The sequence below is a fragment of the Okeania sp. SIO2C9 genome (genome assembly GCF_010672455.1).
Lineage (GTDB): Bacteria > Cyanobacteriota > Cyanobacteriia > Cyanobacteriales > Microcoleaceae > Okeania.
The window spans coordinates 16,232-35,808 of sequence record NZ_JAAHGO010000033.1 but is presented as its reverse complement, the minus strand read 5'-3'; the positions used below and the strand labels follow the sequence as shown (position 1 = coordinate 35,808).

Annotated in this window: 11 protein-coding genes and 2 pseudogenes; 3 read left to right on the top strand and 10 right to left on the bottom strand. The window is 35.9% G+C overall.

Going from position 1 to position 19,577, the window contains the following annotated elements:
• Positions 1-357 precede the first annotated feature (357 nt).
• The 3 genes from F6K23_RS23135 to F6K23_RS23125 form a co-directional block, all read right to left on the bottom strand.
• Entirely contained in the window at positions 358-1,263 is a 906-nt protein-coding gene (locus F6K23_RS23135) for a PD-(D/E)XK nuclease family protein (RefSeq protein ID WP_293160171.1), read from the bottom strand.
• Between the two features lie 479 nt (positions 1,264-1,742).
• On the bottom strand, positions 1,743-3,740 hold the full coding sequence (locus tag F6K23_RS23130; RefSeq protein ID WP_293160169.1) for an ATP-binding protein: 1,998 nt from the start codon (positions 3,738-3,740) through the stop codon (positions 1,743-1,745).
• 1,137 nt (positions 3,741-4,877) lie between these two features.
• Complete coding sequence (locus F6K23_RS23125) at positions 4,878-5,699, bottom strand: hypothetical protein (protein ID WP_293160167.1); 822 nt, start codon at positions 5,697-5,699, stop codon at positions 4,878-4,880.
• Between the two features lie 737 nt (positions 5,700-6,436).
• Between F6K23_RS23125 and F6K23_RS23120 the strand changes: the two genes are divergently transcribed.
• Positions 6,437-7,564, top strand: a complete 1,128-nt coding sequence (locus F6K23_RS23120; RefSeq protein WP_293160165.1) for a ParB N-terminal domain-containing protein — start codon at positions 6,437-6,439, stop codon at positions 7,562-7,564.
• A 1,630-nt stretch (positions 7,565-9,194) separates the two neighbouring features.
• Here F6K23_RS23120 and F6K23_RS23115 read toward each other — a convergent pair.
• From F6K23_RS23115 to F6K23_RS23090, 5 genes and pseudogenes are all read right to left on the bottom strand, one after another.
• Positions 9,195-9,801 (bottom strand): annotated as a pseudogene (locus tag F6K23_RS23115) (IS1 family transposase); the annotation flags it as partial.
• A 248-nt stretch (positions 9,802-10,049) separates the two neighbouring features.
• A pseudogene (locus tag F6K23_RS23110) lies at positions 10,050-10,756 on the bottom strand (IS1 family transposase).
• Positions 10,757-11,038: 282 nt separating this feature from the next.
• Positions 11,039-12,028: a glycosyltransferase family 2 protein gene (locus F6K23_RS23100; RefSeq protein WP_293160163.1), complete on the bottom strand. Its 990-nt coding sequence runs from the start codon at positions 12,026-12,028 to the stop codon at positions 11,039-11,041.
• Positions 12,029-12,118: 90 nt separating this feature from the next.
• Complete coding sequence (locus F6K23_RS23095; RefSeq protein ID WP_293160161.1) at positions 12,119-13,051, bottom strand: hypothetical protein; 933 nt, start codon at positions 13,049-13,051, stop codon at positions 12,119-12,121.
• Between the two features lie 41 nt (positions 13,052-13,092).
• Positions 13,093-14,070, bottom strand: a complete 978-nt coding sequence (locus tag F6K23_RS23090; RefSeq protein ID WP_293160159.1) for a hypothetical protein — start codon at positions 14,068-14,070, stop codon at positions 13,093-13,095.
• 222 nt (positions 14,071-14,292) lie between these two features.
• Here F6K23_RS23090 and F6K23_RS23085 point away from each other — a divergent pair, with 222 nt between their 5' ends.
• Positions 14,293-15,501: a glycosyltransferase family 4 protein gene (locus tag F6K23_RS23085; RefSeq protein ID WP_293160157.1), complete on the top strand. Its 1,209-nt coding sequence runs from the start codon at positions 14,293-14,295 to the stop codon at positions 15,499-15,501.
• A complete protein-coding gene (locus tag F6K23_RS23080; protein ID WP_293160155.1) occupies positions 15,498-17,114 on the top strand; it encodes a hypothetical protein in 1,617 nt (538 codons plus the stop codon). The genes F6K23_RS23085 and F6K23_RS23080 overlap by 4 nt, the downstream gene beginning before the upstream one ends.
• 861 nt (positions 17,115-17,975) lie before the next feature.
• Here F6K23_RS23080 and F6K23_RS23075 read toward each other — a convergent pair.
• Positions 17,976-18,605: a pentapeptide repeat-containing protein gene (locus F6K23_RS23075; RefSeq protein ID WP_293160153.1), complete on the bottom strand. Its 630-nt coding sequence runs from the start codon at positions 18,603-18,605 to the stop codon at positions 17,976-17,978.
• Positions 18,606-18,608: 3 nt separating this feature from the next.
• Positions 18,609-19,568: a pentapeptide repeat-containing protein gene (locus F6K23_RS23070; RefSeq protein ID WP_293160151.1), complete on the bottom strand. Its 960-nt coding sequence runs from the start codon at positions 19,566-19,568 to the stop codon at positions 18,609-18,611.
• Between the last annotated feature and the right edge of the window lie 9 nt (positions 19,569-19,577).

Sequence of the window (19,577 nt, the reverse complement as noted above, 5' to 3'; positions counted from 1 at the left end):
TTATATCATGTCCGGTTGAATAGTTATAAATAAACGACGGAGGAGTCAGGAGTCAGGAGTCAGGAGTCAGGAGGAAGAAAGAAGGAAGAGAAGAAGAAATTTTTTGATCGCTAATTAGGAGTTGCTGATTAAATATCAAAGCATTAACTGATATTGGTTTTAGCCTTTTTAGGGTCGAATTGCAGTGCGCCTGTTTCAGTCTAAAACACTCAAAAAAGTTAGTATTTTAGGCGCATAGTTGGACAGAACAGTCTTGGGACAAAACTTAGCTCCTAACTCCTCGCTCATTCCTATTTCTCCTGTCTCCTGTCTCCTGTCTCCTGTCTCCTACCCTCTTCAAACTTCTGACTTCGACCCCTACTCACCCCCATCAAAAAAATTCTGACACTTTTCCCTCTGAGGACAAATATCACATAAATACTCTTTCTCCGTCCGTGGAGGTGGGTCAGGTTGAAACTCCTCCCACCTTAACCACTCCCGCATCTCCTGTAACTTCGCAGGAACTAAACTCTCTACCACATTCTCTAACTTTTCCCACGAATAATAATACTCTCCCAACTCAGGTAAAACCCAATAAACAACCCCATCAACAGGCACCTTTTTCTTTTGCTTCAGTAGAAAACTATACAAAGCAACCGCCATTAACTGAGACGATACTTCCACAGTTTCATAAGTCTGATAATTAAGCACACATAAACGACGAGATTCAAAATCAAAAATTAAATTATTAACTTTTCCCGTTAACTTTTGAGTTTTACCATCTGCTATTTTAAAAGTATAATCTAGTAGTATTTCCCTAGTCATTAACGTGCGACGAACTACAACACTTTCATGACAGTAACGCCGATTTTTAACAATGATTTTAGATATATTTAAAATTAGTTTAGTTAATAGCTGCCAAATTTGATATAATCCTGCTGCTAGACTAGAATCTTTTGTAATTATTGTGTCTAAATAAGGAAAGAAAATCAACTCATAAAATAATTGTTGTATTTGATGAGCGATCGCCTCTACCATCAACTCCTCAAACTGCCCCTCAAACAAAGCTTGAATCTTAGATTCCTGCCTAATCATATTCATCAACTGATTAGCTAAGTCAAGAAAAGCACTATCAATTTCCTGGATATAATCTGTTGAGAAAAACAGATGCTCGCCCCCAAAACGTTGTTTCAGATAAAATAAACGTGGGCACTCAAAAGCAACTTTAACATTGGTAACACTAAATGCGGGAGACTGTAGTTGAGGTTTATTAATTATTGGCATTGACAAACTATCCTGATTTTCCAGGTTTTTCAGCAGTTAATATCACTAGACATCTCCTAAAAAGATATAGACTTTTTGTACAAGTAGGAAACAGGGAACAGGGAAAATATTTTTAGGAAAAAAATACGGAAAATGATTTTTTGAGTTATTACACTCTAGTTTATAGCAAATAAAGGACAAGTTTATTTTCTGGAGATGTCTACTAAAAGATTGAATGTATGAGGAAATAGGCAATAGGCAATAGGGGAAAGGTCTAAAGACACAATTATACTTTCTAATTTTTCAGAATAACTGATAAAGTCTGAATACCTATACACTATTTTGTCATGCTTATTTGCATCCCTAGACTCCTTCCATAATCCCTTAATACTTAATTTTACAAACAGTGTCTAAAATTTTTCAAAATATTATCAATTTTATCTACTAAATATTGATTTTTATTTATAATTCCTAACTTTAATTCTATGTTCATTAGTGACTTAGTAACTAGGAATAAAACAAACTAATTGTCGGTCTAATTTTGATTTAGGAGTAATATTTTTTATTTTCTGTTCTCCTTCAAGCTCTTCAATAATTGAATCAATTTTTGACTGCTCTATATTGACAAATTTATCTAGTATATCCTCAATTATGTTTTGGCGCTCCATAAAACATTGTGTTTCAATTAAATTTACCACAAAATCCTTCACCTCATTCAAATCTAAATCACTTTGTTGTTCTTGACTATCTGCTGAATCGACTACAGATAAATCTTGTAATAAGCTACAGTCGTTTAAAATTTGTGATTCACAAATTATTTCTTCTAACTCTTTGAGACTAATAATCTTACCTTCAATCGTTAATTCATTAGCGAGAGCAGCATTCACCAAACTATGGTATGTAGCCAAAAAATATACAGATTCCAGATTTGGCTGAATATGACGATTTTTCAATCTACCTTTAAAAATTTTTCTATATATTTTATTGCTCATATTTTTGGCATTTCCCACCTCAGCAACTCTCACTAAATATAAACTTTGACATAACTTTTTATCCACCACTTTCTGGCAAGCACTCATTGTATTATAAAAACTATTCATATTTGGGTCTTCTGTCCAAATTACACCAATTATTTCCTCATTATTTTGTTGTTTATAACTCAAAGAATGACTAGCATATTTCCCACTTAATAATTTAGTTGTTACCTCCTGACATTTTACCGCATTTAATACTTCTTGTAGCATTCTAATCAATTCTGGTGCTGCGAGAGCGGTAATTTTATTAATCTTTTTCTGAGTCTTTCTATATTTATCTTGCCAAATCAACTTCAAAGTTGCTAACTGTGTTTCTGGTGTTAACTTTTGAGAATTTTCTGGCTCATCTAATAATTTATTTTTATATCGATCATATTCCTTACGCCCCAATTCTAAGATATTGCGAGGTAGAGTTTTACCCCTAGGAAACTTTTCTGCTAATATTTCTGTTGACAAAGGAAATATAGGTGATTGAGGCTGGGGGTTAGCCAGAGAATGTAAACCACTCAAACGAGCTGCTAATAAACATTCTCCTTGTGCTAAAGTAATCGGCTTTAAATGAAAATATCCAGCATTTACTCTAGCTTTATCTGCAGGTTGAATCAATTCAGAATTTTGTTTCCAGGTACTCGTAATAATACTAATAATTATCAGAAAATTTTGTGGATAATGAGTATTAATACTAGAATTAACATTAAATAAAGCTTGTAAATCCAAAGAACCATTTAATAATCGAGGAATATTATCAAGATTATCAAAACATAAAACAATAGGTTGAGATGCAGCAGAAATAATACCCAAATTAGTCATAATTTTCTGAGCAGAATCTTCAGAGTCTATACTACCTTTAATCCCTAAATATTTTAAATCATCTTCGTCCAAATCATCTCCCCGTAACCACTCACAGACAATCGATATATAATTTGGATTTAACAGATGATAAAGAGCGCTGAAAAAATCATTAGGATTATAAATTCCAGAAGAATAAATACCTTTGAGATTTCTAATAAATACTCTTCTTTCACCAATAATTTTTTTCAGTAAACTACTATTTTGGAGAGCCAATAGACCTTTTAACCATAGTAACAACTGAGAATCTGTTTTACCCTCCGGAGTTTTCATCAGAGAATCTACTGTTTGACGCAAAATATGACGCCAAATGTAATCACTATCAGGCCAGGGATCGATATAAACAAAAAAGGCTTTTGTGTTGAATAATTTTTTGATTCTCCCTAAAAGATAACTTTTACCAGAACCAGAGTCACCAGTCAGTATCAATGTTCGGGGACGATGTTCCTGGGCAACCTGCTCTAGCACTGTTTCTATATCAGAGATAATATTTTGATGGATAGAATCAACATTTAGGGTAGGATTTTGTTGTTCCTGCCAAAAATTAATAGTATAAAGACTGACTGGGTCAAAAGGATTAACTTCTCTTTGAATAATCCGATCTATAGATGCCATAGTATAAACTGTTCAACAATTAATAATGAATAATGAATAATTACCTCTTCTTTTCAAGGAGAGGATTGACAAATTCATGAAAATTTTTCTTCACAGGAGTCGATTGGATATGGCGAGGAGACCTCGCCATCCCATCCTAACGGACTGCTCCGCAAACGACCGCTTATTATCCCCTTAAAAGGGGAGGCGCATACCCACAATTTTTCGGTAATATTTTTTGGTATGGTTAGAGAATTACGATAGCAGATATAGGAAAATTGGTGTTGCTGAAGCGCGTGTATGATATTAATCTTAATTAGAGTTGCTAGGAAATAAAAATTCAAAAGCCTCAAAAGCTTACTATATAAGATTTTCAGGATTGGAGGGTTAAAAACACTATAAACGTTGACTAATAAGGGTTTTAGCCATTTTTTTAGCTTAATTCCCAACAACTCTATTATTTAGGGTTTGCGCTTCACTAGTCTTTTAGTAGAGGTAGGAGAAAGTAGACAGGAGACAACCCACCCCTCGCCCCTCCCCCTCCCAGGAGGGGAAGACAGGAGAAATGGATCGGGAGCGAGGAGGTAGTCGGGTATATTTGTCCCAAGATTGTTCTGCCCAACTATGCGCCTAAAATACGCTCCTTTTTGAGCGTTTTAGACTAAAACAGGCGCACTGCAATTCTACCCCAAAAAGGCACTTGTCTTTATATGTCAATGCTTTTAGATTTAATCAGCAAGCCCTATTTAGGAGTCAACCCACCCCTAACCCCCTTACAAGGATAAGTTTTTTCCAATTTGAGTGGAGAGGACGCGGTCTGGGGGAGACACACCAGACGCGGAGAGAGGAAGAGGCGCAGATAGATGGACGCGGGGGTTTTCTTTAATGAATAGAACGAGTAGATTGAATTAATTACTCAATTATCTAATCTCCCTGTCCCCGTGTCACCGCGTCTGGTGTGTCAAATCTTAAAAACTTACCCTTGTAAGCCCCTAACCCCTCCCAGGAGGGTAGCCAGGAGTGTGACTCAGGAGGGAAGAAAGAAGAAGAAAGAGTAGTAGAAGGAGAAGGTTTTTTGTTCGCGCTCTTATCCGCAATTCGTAGCTCCCCCGGAGGGGACACAGGACATTATACCTCAAATCACCAACGCCGGAAAATTTAGTAGGGAATGATAAAAAATAAACTGCCACCAATATCTTGAGGTATACCTGCTTCAAATTGTTCTGGAGTGTAGGAGCTGACTTCTTGTAAGGAACTTAATTCTATCTGGTCACTTTTTTCTAGACGGTAAAGTGCTAGGTCTAGTTCTTCTCTAGATAAAAGAGGTTGTAATTTGTGTCGCAGATGAAAAATGGGTAGATAGTTATTTGTGCCTATATTTTGGTCTAAATCTCGAATCACAGCTAAAATCTCAGAGTCAGTGGGTTGATCAGGCATCTTGGAAAACTGCTGTTTTTCTTGTTTAGGGAAGTAAAGCGAACAGTTAGTACGCATTAAATCAAGATAGTCGCTTAACATTTTTAAGGATATCTCTTTTGCAGTACTGCGAGAAGAATATTCTTGGCACAAAAATTGCTTTCCTTTTTCTGTTAACCAGACATCTTTGATTTTTTGATCGATAACTTTAATCAAACCTTGTTCTAGTAAGTCTGTGATAACAGCATTCCTATAGCTAGTATCAAGACCAGTCTCCGCTGGAGAAATAGTACCTTTAGCAGTAGCTTTGAGCACTTTCAATTCTTCGGTGGTGAGTGAATTAACAGCTTTTTTATTATTTAACAGTGATTTTCCTTGAGGTTCTATATTAATTTTTGTAACTTCTCTTGTAAATTTTACCAACCCTCGATCACCAAGTCTGAAGCAAATTTTATTTTTCTCAGAGACCTTCATTTCAGACTCTAGGTTGATTTTCTTAAAAGATACTTGATAATTTTGATAGCTCAGTAATTTTAACAGAAATTTTAAATCTTTAACATCCATGCGATCGTCTTTTCCTCACTTGCAAAAATCAGCCCATTAATATTATTATGAATCAGATAGGTGCCCCTTGACTATTTTGCGCAAAAAAGTTAAAAAATAACTTCAGACACTTGAATAGATTCACGCGATCGCTCCCTGACATGGCCAAAAAATATACTGCCATCAGTTAATTCAGTTCAGAGCAATTGAAGCAGAGCGCCATTCCTACAGTCCTAACTGGGTAACACCTAGTTAAATTGTAGTATTAAAGTAATAACTACAACAAAAGGAAGCAAGTGTTCGCTGAGTTCATAGCAAAAAATCAATTGCTACTAAGATCGTAATTAATTGTCTTCCATAGTAAATGAAAGTATGCTAAAGTGATTTTGTGAAAGTAAAATCTGGGTAATAAAAAAATATACTAAGGCAAAGTAAAAACCAACAAGTTAAAGGATATCGTACTTACTTATAGCTGTATGAATTTCTAGCCTGAAAATTAATTATAATTTCCCAGATTATGCAATAATCATAAATCCTGTTTGGCAGCACTAAGCAGTTTGCGGACTCCTAACACCTAATTATATATTTATCAAACTGTGATGAAATTATGATTTTCCCAATAGCTGAAAATCTTGCTTGAATTTCTCAAAAGTGATAAAGAGGGGTCACAAAGAAAATGTCACCGGGAGAATTCTATCTAGGCAATATTAGCCCAAAACCTTTATTTGATTTTAGGAACCAAGGAAATTTGAAAGCAAATGGTTTCATCAACGAAGCGAAAAAATCGACAAGAAGATTTACCAGTACAACCAGTAAGTTTGGAATTGACTCCCATATCCAAAATTACTGTACCAGACTCTCAGATGAGAGATATTCCTGCTGAAAGACATGAGGCTTTAGTTAAGAGTCTTTCTGAACAAGGCAGTAACTTAATCCCATTAATTGTCAGATTGACAGATAATGACGATTCCGAGCAGCAGTACGAAATCGTTCGTGGTGCTGATTGGTATCAAGTTGCAAAAGAAGCTGAAATCAAGGAACTATGGGCCTGGATTTATGAGATGACAGATGAACAAGCAAAGATAGCTGTGGCAGAGATAGAGCAGTTAACTCAACCACCTGTTATAGAAACACCAGACTTTGAGCATCTAATGCAACAACTTGAGGTATCATTCGATAAAAAAGTAGATTCTCTCACAAAAAAAATCGATCAATCTATCAAGAAAAATGAGGAGGTACTCAAAAAACAAGTAAAATCTTTGCAGGATCGAGGGACGGATGTTGTTCAAATTGAACAGCTCAAAAATTTGATTACAAATCTAGAAAATTCAGTTAACGATAAGGTAGAAAAATTGGCAAGAAAAATCACAAGTTCAACAACAAAAAAAACAACCTCTAATTCTTTATCAGGAGTGAATGTGGACTTATTATCAAAACAACTTGACGATCTCGATAAACAAATAGAGAAAAAACTGGAAGGAATTGTCAAAACAATTAATCAGTTCTCCCAATCAGTTCAAGATATTGAAGATGACTTAAAAACTCAAGTATCAGCTGTTCGGCGTCAATTACAGACAATACCAGAAGTGGATTCTACCGAAGAAGTTGCAGCTAAAACTGAGACACCACGTAAGACAACAACCAAGAGTAAACCAAGTTCTACAGCATCATCAAGGTCTAAGGCGAGTACAACAAAAACTACTACTAGAAAGACTAAAGTCCAAGCAGCTCCTGTAGAGCCAGAAGTTCCCATTGATGATTATGATACCAAATCACTCAGACAACTGAAGAAAATTGCCCAAGAGCGGAAACTTCGTGGCTATGCGCGTATGAAACGTCCTGAAATTCTCAAAGCTCTCCGAGAAGCTGACGCTGCTGCTAGTTAGGATGAGTTTAATCCGAGTATCAGTCGCGTAACATAGCGCAGGCAGTTAGCCTGCGTCAAAAATTCAGTCAAAAGTTGCTCATCACAATAGGCACTGCCTCCTAATATAATTGTTAAATTTACGGAGAATTTAAATCACCGTTTTGAACATCTGTTAAAGGGACGAAGAGTAACTTTTGACTATATTGCTATGACTAATATCATGTCCGGTAGCATCGGTATTGTATTGTATAGCTAAGGTAAGGAAGAAGGAAGAGGGAAGAAGGAAGAGGGAAGAGGCAGGAAGGCTAAAGTTAAGAGCAAGAAAAAACTTAAATTTACTCATATATTCATGCTTGGGTTTACACAAACGATTGCCTTCGGACATGATATAATATAGCACAAGGAAGAAGGAAGAAGGAAAAATCTTATGTTGCCTGAGTTTTAAGCTTTTGATCTTTCCTAAGCTTTCCTTCGACTGCTATACATTGATATTTATCTTTTCTGTGGCGGGTTTACAGCGCTTTTCATTTAAGTATACCACAGTAAGGACTTCTGGAACTTCCCTACAGGGTTTTGATTGTAAGGATGTGGTTTATCAATATGAAAACCGCTGTAATTATAGAATCCGGTTATATAATAGAGTTGTTGGGAATTAAGCTAAAAAAAATGGCTAAAACCCTTATTAGTCAAAGTTTATAGTGTTTTTTAAGCCTTCAATGCAGAAAATCTTATATAGTAAGCTTTTGAGGCTTTTGAATTTTTATTTCCCAACAACTCTAATAGAGTTGTCGCTAAATAGATAGAAAAAATCTCCAAAACCTAGACAGGGTAATTATTTCGATTCTTTTGATCGATAAATAACTACAAGCTTTACATAGCGGGGGTTTCTACAATTTTTTAGTTTATAAAGCGACAAGTCTAATATATGTTGGCGTTGCATATTTGTGGGATGAATTGTAGTCTTGGAGAAAAAAGAAGTTAGAAGTATTAAAGATCAAATGTACCTGTTCCAAAAGGATTCATCCCTTGATTCAGCAACGCCATATGTTTATAATTGTATAATTAGTTCAATCTGCTTCATAAAACTGATACAAAGCGTCACATAACGTGACAAATTGATGTTTACTTCCTGCTGTACGGACGTTGCATGCAACGTCCCTAAGGCCGTCGGCGGTTACTCATCCACAGGTATTAACGGTCAAGCCAACCGCATCTCTATACTCTATACTTACATTTAAGTCTTTGTCAATTAATATAACTAAAAAAGTTCTCAAACCTTTACTACGCCGTTCCTAGTAGGGAGCGGTATTTCTGGAAAGGTCTACGTCTATATAGATAGACTGCTAGAAATGCGAATAGCAGGGATTAGTGCAGAAGATACAAAGCGTCACCCTCGTTACTACTTGCCTGTGAGAACTAGCGTATTATGTCGATAAATTGCGCAAATTGTTAACTAAGTCGAAACTCCCCTACTCCCCTACTCCCCACCCCCAAATATATGATAAGTATTCAACCGGATTTGATATAACAGGACTTGGGCTAAAAAATGGCCTGTATCATTGCCAAGCCAATATTGAGTAATCATCATCTTGTAGGAAAATTGATCGAGTGGCGATCGCTAAAAAGGCGTTGGTAAATTCAAAGACAAATCAGGCACGAACAGTTACATCTCCAAACTTGAAATAATGAATTAAAAGTCTTATGGAATGCTTCAGCATCTCTACAGATCAAGGAGTAGCACAATGTTTTCTGGTGCAGTCGAGCAGGGTTAGTGCCGTAAACGAGTATTTTCTCCTTTCACCCTTCTCATGTAGGTTTTACTGATAATTTGGTCTTGCTCAGGAATCAAGACTTTATAAACAGGATTCCCATCACTGACCCAGAAATAGCATTGTTAACAAGCGTTAGCGGAGTTTTGCGTTAGCAATCGCTTGCCAGAGCCAAATAAAAAGTTTCAGCACTACGGTTTCCGATGACCCAACCGACAATCCCTGGCCGAAAGTGGTCTATCACTGTCCAAATCCAAACTTGATTTTTTTTTGAGACAAAAGTTTGTAACTCATCCAATTCTCCAACTTCTGGGATTACTTCTGAGTCATAAGTATCAGGTAAAAGTTTTCCTACCTGTCTGACCCAATTAATAATTGTGCTATGGGCAACCCCAGTAACTCAGCTAATCCCCTGGAACCCCATACCATTGACATACATTTCTCTTCATAAAGCTTTGGTATCCAGGCTATATCCAGGTTTGTTATAGACTTCTATAGAACCCCTAAGCGTATCTTCATAAATATTAAATTTTTCTAGCTAGGAGACAGCTATACTGGAGACAGGAGGGAAGAGGGAAGAGGGAAGAGGGAAGAGGGAAGAGGGAAGATGTGGGGAGAAATAATACAAAAAATTCAACACTCCTTTTCAGATTTTTCCTCACTCATTGATGCGCGAAAAGACTTGGCTACCATAATTATATAGCTATCAAATGGGCGTTGCACAGTGACGAATGATTAGGAGAATTGAGGAATTTGTTGATGTTTCAAATAATAGATCAACAAGTGAATTGATCTGTACAACATATCAATGGACTTGGAGTAGCACAAGGTTTTGCGATGTAACCTAGCTAGATAGTGTCTCAGACGGCAGTTTTCTCCTTCTACTCTGGTCATTGCTGTTTTGCTTACTAGGTGATAGTGCTCCGCACCGCTAACGCGAACGCAATCATCAATTAAGCAAGGATACACCTTGTAACCATCTGTAATATAGAGAAAACAAGCCCAACCGTGAATCATCTGCCATAATACTGTAAAGGTAGCGGCGCAGCGATCGCCTATCACAAACTTTAAAATTCCTGGCATTTGGCTATTTACAACTGTCCAGACCCAAATTTTGTTTTTTTTGAGCTTTCTAAAGTTTGCAGTTCATCAATTTGAGCAGTCTCAGGAATTTCATAGTTATCATCACAAATCTGTGCTTGTGCAAGTCGTACCCAATTAAGGACCGTATTATGGGAAATACCACTCACTCTCTCAATGGCTCGGAATCCCATGCCATTAAGGGACATTTTTACACAAAGCTCTTTAACATCAGAACTATAACCCGCAGGACAGGGGCTATCTCGAAATTGACGGCCACAGTCACGGCAAAGATAACTCTGTTTTCCCTGACGATGACCATTTTTCACTACTTTATGGCTTTGACAATAAGGACAATCCATCTCTCAATAAAATTCTAGAATATCATTCTATATTGTGCAACACCATCAAATGGGTTCTATAAACTGGCGACCACATTTAAACAATAGATAATTTTGCTTCTCTCCTCGATGACAATTTTTGCGGATATGTTTACTAGCACACTCTGGACATTGCATAGGCTAACTTTAGCTCCAGCACTATCTACATATTCCATTTTGCCCTACCCATCCTATGAGTAAATTACTCAGTTCATCTTTCTATTTACCAACGCCGCTAAAAAATTATACCTAGTTATTTCCAACTTAAGTAGTTGCTTTTCTAACTCGATCGGCATAGTCTTGAGGACGAATTTTCCTAAAACTTTGCAAAGCAAATTGTCGTAAATTTAGGGGTAGGTAAGATAATACTAAAGCAAATTTAGTCTTGAATGAAGTTCCAAGTATTTGGCTTGATTCTTGTAATAATTCTCTCCCTTTAATACTTTCACCCTTTTCAATTAATCTAATTCCTAGATTCTGTTTCGTATCTGCTAACTTAAATAAACGTGATTTTTCCAATTTCTGATCGTCAAATTTATAACTATTAATACAGAAAGTTTTAGCAGATAAAAAGTGAATATCTTGTTTTAAACTGGTTTGACGATTATGAAAACGATATTCCATGAGATATTCTGGAATAAAATATCCAACTTTTCCGATTACTGCTAATCTGACTAGCAAATCAAAATCTTCACATCCATCTGCTTCAGGCCGCATATAATCAACTTCTTGTAGGCAAGAACGACGAAACAAAGTTGAACCCACCTGCAAACTTTGGTATTGAAATGTTTCTTTAAGTAAGTTAGGGATAATTCCTTGCTCCAACTTATTCTTTCCCCACTTAGCTGCATTCTCTTTCGTGGCAACTTCCTCCCGTTCACTTTTTTCATTAATAACCCAATGACTTGTACAGACAAAATCTACATTTTGCATCTCATCTAATACTGCCACAGTTTTCTCTAAAAACTCTGGAGTCAAGGCATCATCATCATCAAATTTGATGAAATAATCCCCTGTAGCAGCATCAAAACCAGAACGCATATTTTTACTGCGTCCAATATTTTGAGGATGCTGAATATAGTGAATTCTGGAATCATTCCACTGACTAACTACTTCAGCAGTGTTATCTTTTGAACCATCATCAGTTATGATTAATTCAAAATTATCATAAGTTTGATTCAAAACACTATTTACTGCATAAGGCAGTAAATTCGCTCGGTTATAAGTGGGAATACAAACGCTAACTTTTGTCATAATAAATTACATATTTGATGAAATAATTTTAATAGATAATTAACCCGCTCTTGAATGATAACTAATGGTAAAATTTTTGCTGATTTTTACTTAATTAATTAAAGATTCTGTGCCGGGAATATGACCAAATATTCGCTCTGAATACTCCAATACTTCCCGATTGAAAAACTTCTTGTATTGAGGATTATCGGCTACTTTTCGCCATCGGTTTAAGACATCCATTGATGTTGCTTTGTTATTAAATTGTTTTCCTTCAAACGAGCTACCTCCACCAAAACTCGTTACCCGGTCTATTCCTGCATCAGAAAATTCTATTTGCAGTTTATCAGCAATGTTTCGCCGATATTCAACATCAGCAAACCATTGATTATAATTTATACAAATTTTGTTGTGCTTGAGATAATTTGTTTCTCCTAAATATTCTTTGGCATAATCAATCCATAAATCAATCATAGTTTTATTCGGAGAATTTACTGATAAAAAATGTGTCGCCTTAGAAGATATCTTTAGTCTACTTGCAAACAGATTAAAAGGATCTCTAATAATAAGTAAATCGTACCTAGTAGCACTTTTTCCTAAGTATAGATCGTGGTTACGTTCAAATTTATCACTTGCTATCTGCTCCAAGGGAAAATCTTCATAGCTGTAAATCAAACAATCTCTTTTAATCAAATTTCCCCTAGCTTGTTTACGGTTATTTTCTATTGCCCATTTATTTTTTGGAAATTTATCTCGTAGATTTTCATACTTGTACCGATAGGGGTTTTGATTAGCTACAACATTATTAATAAATCCTACATTACCATTCTGTTGACTTTTAACCCAGTTAATAATGGCATGATTACCAGTGCGCTTCATACCTGCCACTCGAATTTCCTTTCGATTAACTATTTCTGAAAGTTTGTGTTGCTGGGTAATAAGTCTGATAAAATCTTCAACATTATGTACTAAAAAATCCTTGCCTTTCTTCCAGGCTAAATGAGGTTTTTTTAATGCTTTAACTATCAGTGATTTTTGCACCATAATATCTATAATCCTAAGAGTTATAAGAACAACGTTATTACTTAATTAATTAAAGATTCTGTACCAGGAATATGACCAAATATTCGCTCTGAATATTCAGAGATTTCCTTGCTAAAAAACTTCTTGTATTTAGGGTCATCGGCTACTTTTTGCCATCGGTTTAAGACATCCATTGATGTTGCTTTGCTCTTAAATTGTTTTCCTTCAAATGAACTACCACCACCAAAACTTGTTACCCGGTCTATTCCTGCATCAGAAAATTCTATTTGCAGTTTATCAGCAATGTTTCGCCGATATTCAACATCAGCAAACCATTGATTATAATTTACACAAACTTTGTTGTGCTTGAGATAATTTGTTTCTCCTAAATATTCTTTGGCATAATCAATCCATAAATCAACTATTGTTTTATTGGAATACCTTGCTAATAAATAGTTTCTTCGAGAAACAGATAAATAGTTTTCTTGATGATTGGGGTCTTCTAAAAACTTTTTATGCCTCTGTAATCTACTTGCCAAAAGGTTAAAAAGATCTCTAATAATAATTACATCATACCTAATAGCACTTTTTCCAAAATATAAGTCATGTTTGACATTAAATATCAAATCATTTGTTACCTGCTGCACAACATAATCTTCATAACTGTAAATCAAACAGTCTTTTTTTACAAAATTTCCCTGAGCTTGTTGACGATAACCCTCTATTTCCTTTTTATATTGTGGAAATCTTTCTCGGAGATTTTCATACTTATAGCAATAGGGATTTGTTTTCGGGATATCATTTATGAATTGACATTTACCAGTTTGCTGACTTTTAATCCAGTTAATAATTGCATGATTCCCGCAGCGCCTCATACCTAATACCCGAATTTCCTTTTGATTAACTATTTCTGAGAGTTTGTGTTGCTGGGTAATAATCCTGATAAAATCTTCAACATTATGTACTAAAAAACCCTTACCTTTTTTCAAGGCTAAATGAGGTTTTTTTAATGCTTTAACTATCTGTGATTTTTCCATCATAAAATCTATTTGTAAAATTAAAATATTCAGAGTATAAGTAGCCGTGTAAAAATAACTTGAACAGTTTTTTTGATGGAAGCTATATTTCACAGTTTATCCTAGATAAAATTTGTACAACTTATTCTTACATGGCTCCTAACTAAAATTAATAGTATAATACTGTCATTAAATATAATAAATTACCTGTCTATAAAGAAAAATCTAGGGGAACTTACCAACTGTATGCAAATCCTAATGCTTTCCTCCACTTTTCCCTATCCTCCTAGCCGGGGTGGTACTCAAGTTAGAACTTTTAATCTACTCAAATATCTGAGTCAAAAACACTCTGTTACTTTGCTAACACAACGGTCTCCAGATGTCAATGATTCAGAAATAGATTCATTGCGGTCTTATGTAGAAGAGTTGGCCGTATTTCCGCGCCCCCAAGAACCAACAAAAGGAACATTAGTAAAACTAAGACGTTTTAGTAATTTTCTGATTGAAGGTACTCCACCAAGTGTTCTTTCAATATATTCGCCCCTCATGCAAAATTGGGTGGATGAGTTTGTCGCAGCAGGTAAATGTGAGGCCATTACTTGCGAACATTGTGTGAATGAAATTTATATTCGCCCTCAATGGCAACAACAACTCAAAACTCTAGTTAATGTCCATAGTTCGGTTTATGGTACTTGTAAGCAACAGTTAGAAACTGGTACAGCAGAAAAACCATTGCGAGATAGACTGAATCTTCCCTTACTGCTTCGTTATGAAAAACGCTACTGTTCAAAATTTTCCTGTATAGTCGCAACAACTGAGGAAGATGGTAAACAACTGCAAGAGTTTAACCCCAATAGTCAAATTTCTGTTATTCCTAATGGGGTAGATTTTACTCAGTTTCCCTATCGAAGTAACGACCCAGGGGGACATAAATTAATTTTTGTGGGAGCTATGGATAATTTTCCTAATATTGATGCGGTTCGCTTTCTGACTTTGGAAATATTACCCAAGGTACAAGAGCGTTATCCTGATACAACTTTAGCTCTGGTAGGGGCGAGACCAGTGCCAGAAGTGCAGGAACTTTCAACTCGCCCAGGAGTAAAAGTTACAGGTCGCGTACCTTCCATGGCAGAATATTTACATCAAGCGACCGTTTGTGTGATTCCAATGCGTACTGGTTTTGGAATTAAAAATAAAACTTTAGAAGCAATGGCAGCAGGCACGCCTGTTGTGGCCAGTGATCGTGGTTTAGAAGGTCTAGCAGTTGATGGTGCAAATACACCACTAAAAGCATTAAGAGCAAATCAAGTAGCAGAGTATGTAGAGGCCATTAGTCGCTTATTTGAGGATGGGCAGTTGAGACAAACCTTGTCAGAAAATGGGCGATCGCTCATAGAAACGGAGTATACTTGGGAAGTTCAAGGTCAGCGCTATGAGCAGGTATTGCTAGGATGATGAAAAAGAAGATTCACGACTCCAAAGCCAGTGACAATCAAGCTAAGTTTCTCACAGTTGCTAAAACAGCTCAGAAATCTGATTATCCTAGAACTAAGAAAACTCCACAAATTAGCCGGATAACTACTGCCTCTAAATCTAGGCATAAGAGGAGATTATCTAAATCTCAAAAGTTTTCTTTAACATCCTTACCTTGGAAAAAATGGATGCTTGAATGGGCAGGGGTAAGTTTATTATTTGGTGGCTCTGGTTTGATGGCAATGGGAGCATGGATTAGTGTCAAGTTAATTTCCGATCCGAATGCTATAGTCTGGTTTAATCAATCATTACCACAGTGGACTCAATTTTATATATCCGGGAATAAATCTTTGCAAACTCTTGAACAAATTAAAGGTAGTATCAAAGAGGGAGGATTTAGTACCGGAGAAACTTTTTCTCTTCCCAGTACAACAGCAGATTCTGGTTCAGATGTATTAGTGCCAGTAATGAAGCAAATTGATTCAAGAGCTTCTTTACCCTGTGAAACTCCTTGTCGGGAATTAGTAGAGTTGCGAGTCTATCAGTCAGTTTTATCTGTTAACCAAAGAGAAGGCAGTAAACCATATTTTCGATTAGTTAATACTTTACCACTCCAAGGTCCTGCTGAATCTTTTGTGATTTCATCTACTATTGAGTCTACCTCTGCTCCTCAAGGCTCAAATCAACCTTTACCTGTAACAACAGTACGTCGTTTTCAAGGCAAAGTTCCCACTGCTGGAGTTTGGTTTACTGTCAGTGGTCAAAGATTACAAAATAATAAGACTATTCCTTATGGACAAATTGTCAATTACAACCCCAAAAAAAATTACTTGAGTTCGATGTTGGAATGGAAAAGTGCTGCTGGTCAAGCTCCCATTTGGCAGGAAATGACTGGAGGAGGAGATCCAGAGTTAGTGGTTGAGCAAACTGTGGGATTAGATCCTGATTTTGATATTTATTGGATTCAGCCACGAAAGTTTATACTTAATCCGATTGAGTTAGAGAAAATTTCTCTAGAGGAAATTCCTATTGCAGATAGCTATTATAAAGATACCTTGAGATTAGCTCGTAATGGTTTATGGTCTGGTGCTTTTGCTTTAATTCAACCTTTGCGAAAGAATTTAATGGATGAATCTCAATGGCCTGAAAAAGCACAAGCTCAATTTGATTTAATTAAATTTCATGCCAAAATTACAGAAGCTCAGGCGATCGCTTCTTGGGCAAGTCCAAGTCAAAAAGTTTTGGCTGGTTTAATTGATGGTCGTTGGCAAGAAAGTCTAAGTGTGTTTGAAAATAATTTGAGCAGCACTTATGAGATTGGTAAATTACTGCAAAATGATACTGGTCGTCTGCGCAACCGAGTTGATGCTGCTTTAAGGGTAAATCAAGCTGAAACTAATGCTATTGCTTGGGGTGCTTTAATTGTGGCAAGTCAAAAGGGGCGAAGAAGGGCAACGTCGTGGTTAAACAGGCAACCTCAGACTAGCAAGGAGGCAAAGGAAAAGATTGGGAAGTTATTGGATCAACTAGATGCTGCTTTTGCTAAGAAGGAGACTATACAACAGCAGAGAATTCAGCGAGGAGGGTTGTTATGAAGTCAGAGGTCATTTCAGTTATCAGTTATTAGTTATCAGTTATCAGTACCTCATGGAATAGGGAGGCTACGAAAATACTGAAGTTTATTTTCTCTTGGTCGATTGGATATGGCGCAGGTTTCGGAGCCATCCCATCCTACGGAATGCTCCGCAAACGACCGCTTTTTCATCCCCTTAAAAGGGGAAGCTATTTACCTTACTTTTTGGTCAGGAGTCAGGAGAAGAGAAAAAAGTATATAGATACATTTTTGGTAGTAGTGTATTGTAATTATTTTGGTTATGGAGCATGAGAGTGGGAGGATCTTGCTCCCTTAAGTTGAGCATTCTCATCTATCTGAAGTCTAAAGTTAAACTTGCAGTACGAAATAAATTTGTCAATTTGAGAGGAGCGAGAATGTCCTAATAATAATGGCGACTGCTGTAGTATTTCTATCAGGACTTAAGCAAAGACGCTATATATAGTATAAAAAAACTATAGCACTATGGTATATGTAGTATTTTTGTTGGAAAAATGCATAAGTTCTGTCTATAATACTTCTATCAGGAATTAAGCAAAAGCACTACATATAGTAGAAAAAAACTATAGCACTATGGTATATATAGTGTTTTTGTTGGAAAAATATGTAAGTTCTATCTATCTATAAATATTTCTAATATCAAGTCCGCTCGGGTTCGGTATAAAAAAATTTTCCATCCTCGCGCCATTGCTACATCTTTACTTTATCTTCCCATCTCTCCAAACTCCACACCCTCTTTATCTAATTACACTGATGCTACCGGATTTGATATAACATTACTATGGAGGTCTATCAAATTTTTTAGTTGGGTTTCCATTACGTCAACCCAACCTACTATCTATAATTATTCGTGAGTTGAACCGTCTGGCATTGTTGCACCTTTCAAGTTAGCTTTATTATTGCCTTCACCAAAGTTTGTACCAGTTATATTTGCTTCTTTTAGGTTTGCATTTTCTAGGTTAATACTACTTAAATTTGCCCCACGCAAGTCTGCTAAAGTTAAGTTGGCGTTGCTCAAGTTACTTTTACTTAAATCTGTGCCACAAAGTTTTGCCTTGCTTAAATTAACACCTCTAAGTTTTTGATTGTAATTTAAATATAAACCTACTAAATTTTCCCTAGTTAAGTTAGCACCATTAAGGTTAATTGCACTAAAATTACGCACATTTTTCAGGTCAGCTTGACTAAGATTTGCTGCTGTTAAATTAACGTTATGTAAACTCGCATGAGCAAAATTTGTTTGACTAAGGTCTGCTGCTGTTAAATTAACATCATGTAAGCTAGCATGAGCAAAGTTTGTTTGATTAAAGTCTGCTAATTTTAGTTCTGCACCTTTTATAGATGCTTCACTCAAATTAGCTTTCTTAAGATTTGCCTCAACAAATTTTGTATTAACTAAATTTGCTTTCATTAACTGAGCATTACTTAAATTTGCATCACTTAAATCGGAGTTATTTAGATTAGTTGAATTCAAATTTTATCCTTCTAAGTTTGCTCCTCTTAAGTGTACATTACTCAAGTCACTACCAGCGAGATTTACTTCTGATAATGAAGCACCAGGAGCAATCAAATAAACACCTAATTTAGTGTAATTAAAACTTTTTGGAAAAACAGTTGCTTCGCTACAAAGTGCTTGATTCATTTTAACCATTTGCAGGTTTGCTCTTTCAAATTTTGCATTTAATAAATTCACTTTACTCAAATTAGCTTGACTCAAATCTGCATTAGTAAAATTCGCATTTCTCAAATTTAATCTACTCAAATTCGCTTTTGTGAGATTTGCATTACTGAAGTTTACATTATTTGAAAGTTGAGAATTACTTAAATTAACTCCCCTTAAGTTAGCTTCAGTAAAATTTGCAGACTCTAAATTAGCTTCACTGAGATTCACATTTCTGAACTTTGCCTTTTCTAGTTTCACAGAATTGATTTGCGCTTTATTCAAATTCGTATTAATAAACTTAGTGTGACTTAAATTGGCTGAATACAACTTAATCTCAGAGAGGTTAGCACTTTTAAGTGTTGCTCCTGTAAAGTTAAAATCTCTTAAATCTGCACCACTCAAATTTACACCATTAAAATTAGCATTACTCAAATTTAATTTTGAATTATTAAAAGACTTTCCACTCAAATCAACACCAGACAAATTAATCCCAGTAAAATCTCTTTCTCCTTCACTATATCTACGCAAAAATGCCTCAGCACTAACCACAGGTTCTAGACTTTCTTCTTCCTCTTTTTCCTCCTCCTCATCCTCATCTACCATCATCGAAAAATCTCTAAACTCCATTTCATTCTCATCAACAACTCCAGGCAAATATTCCACTCCTTCTTCCTCATCCTCATCCTCATCTACCACCATCGAAAAATCTCTAAACTCCATTTCACTTTCATCAATAACTCCAGGCAAATATTCCACCTCATCCAAACTTTTCACACTTGCTGC

Coding starts and splice junctions, on each gene's coding strand:
- F6K23_RS23135 (WP_293160171.1), bottom strand. CDS start 1,263: ATGCCAATAATTAATAAACCTCAACTACAGTCTCCCGCATTTAGTGTT.
- F6K23_RS23085 (WP_293160157.1), top strand. CDS start 14,293: ATGCAAATCCTAATGCTTTCCTCCACTTTTCCCTATCCTCCTAGCCGG.
- F6K23_RS23080 (WP_293160155.1), top strand. CDS start 15,498: ATGATGAAAAAGAAGATTCACGACTCCAAAGCCAGTGACAATCAAGCT.
- F6K23_RS23100 (WP_293160163.1), bottom strand. CDS start 12,028: ATGACAAAAGTTAGCGTTTGTATTCCCACTTATAACCGAGCGAATTTA.
- F6K23_RS23120 (WP_293160165.1), top strand. CDS start 6,437: ATGGTTTCATCAACGAAGCGAAAAAATCGACAAGAAGATTTACCAGTA.
- F6K23_RS23125 (WP_293160167.1), bottom strand. CDS start 5,699: ATGGATGTTAAAGATTTAAAATTTCTGTTAAAATTACTGAGCTATCAA.
- F6K23_RS23130 (WP_293160169.1), bottom strand. CDS start 3,740: ATGGCATCTATAGATCGGATTATTCAAAGAGAAGTTAATCCTTTTGAC.
- F6K23_RS23095 (WP_293160161.1), bottom strand. CDS start 13,051: ATGGTGCAAAAATCACTGATAGTTAAAGCATTAAAAAAACCTCATTTA.
- F6K23_RS23090 (WP_293160159.1), bottom strand. CDS start 14,070: ATGATGGAAAAATCACAGATAGTTAAAGCATTAAAAAAACCTCATTTA.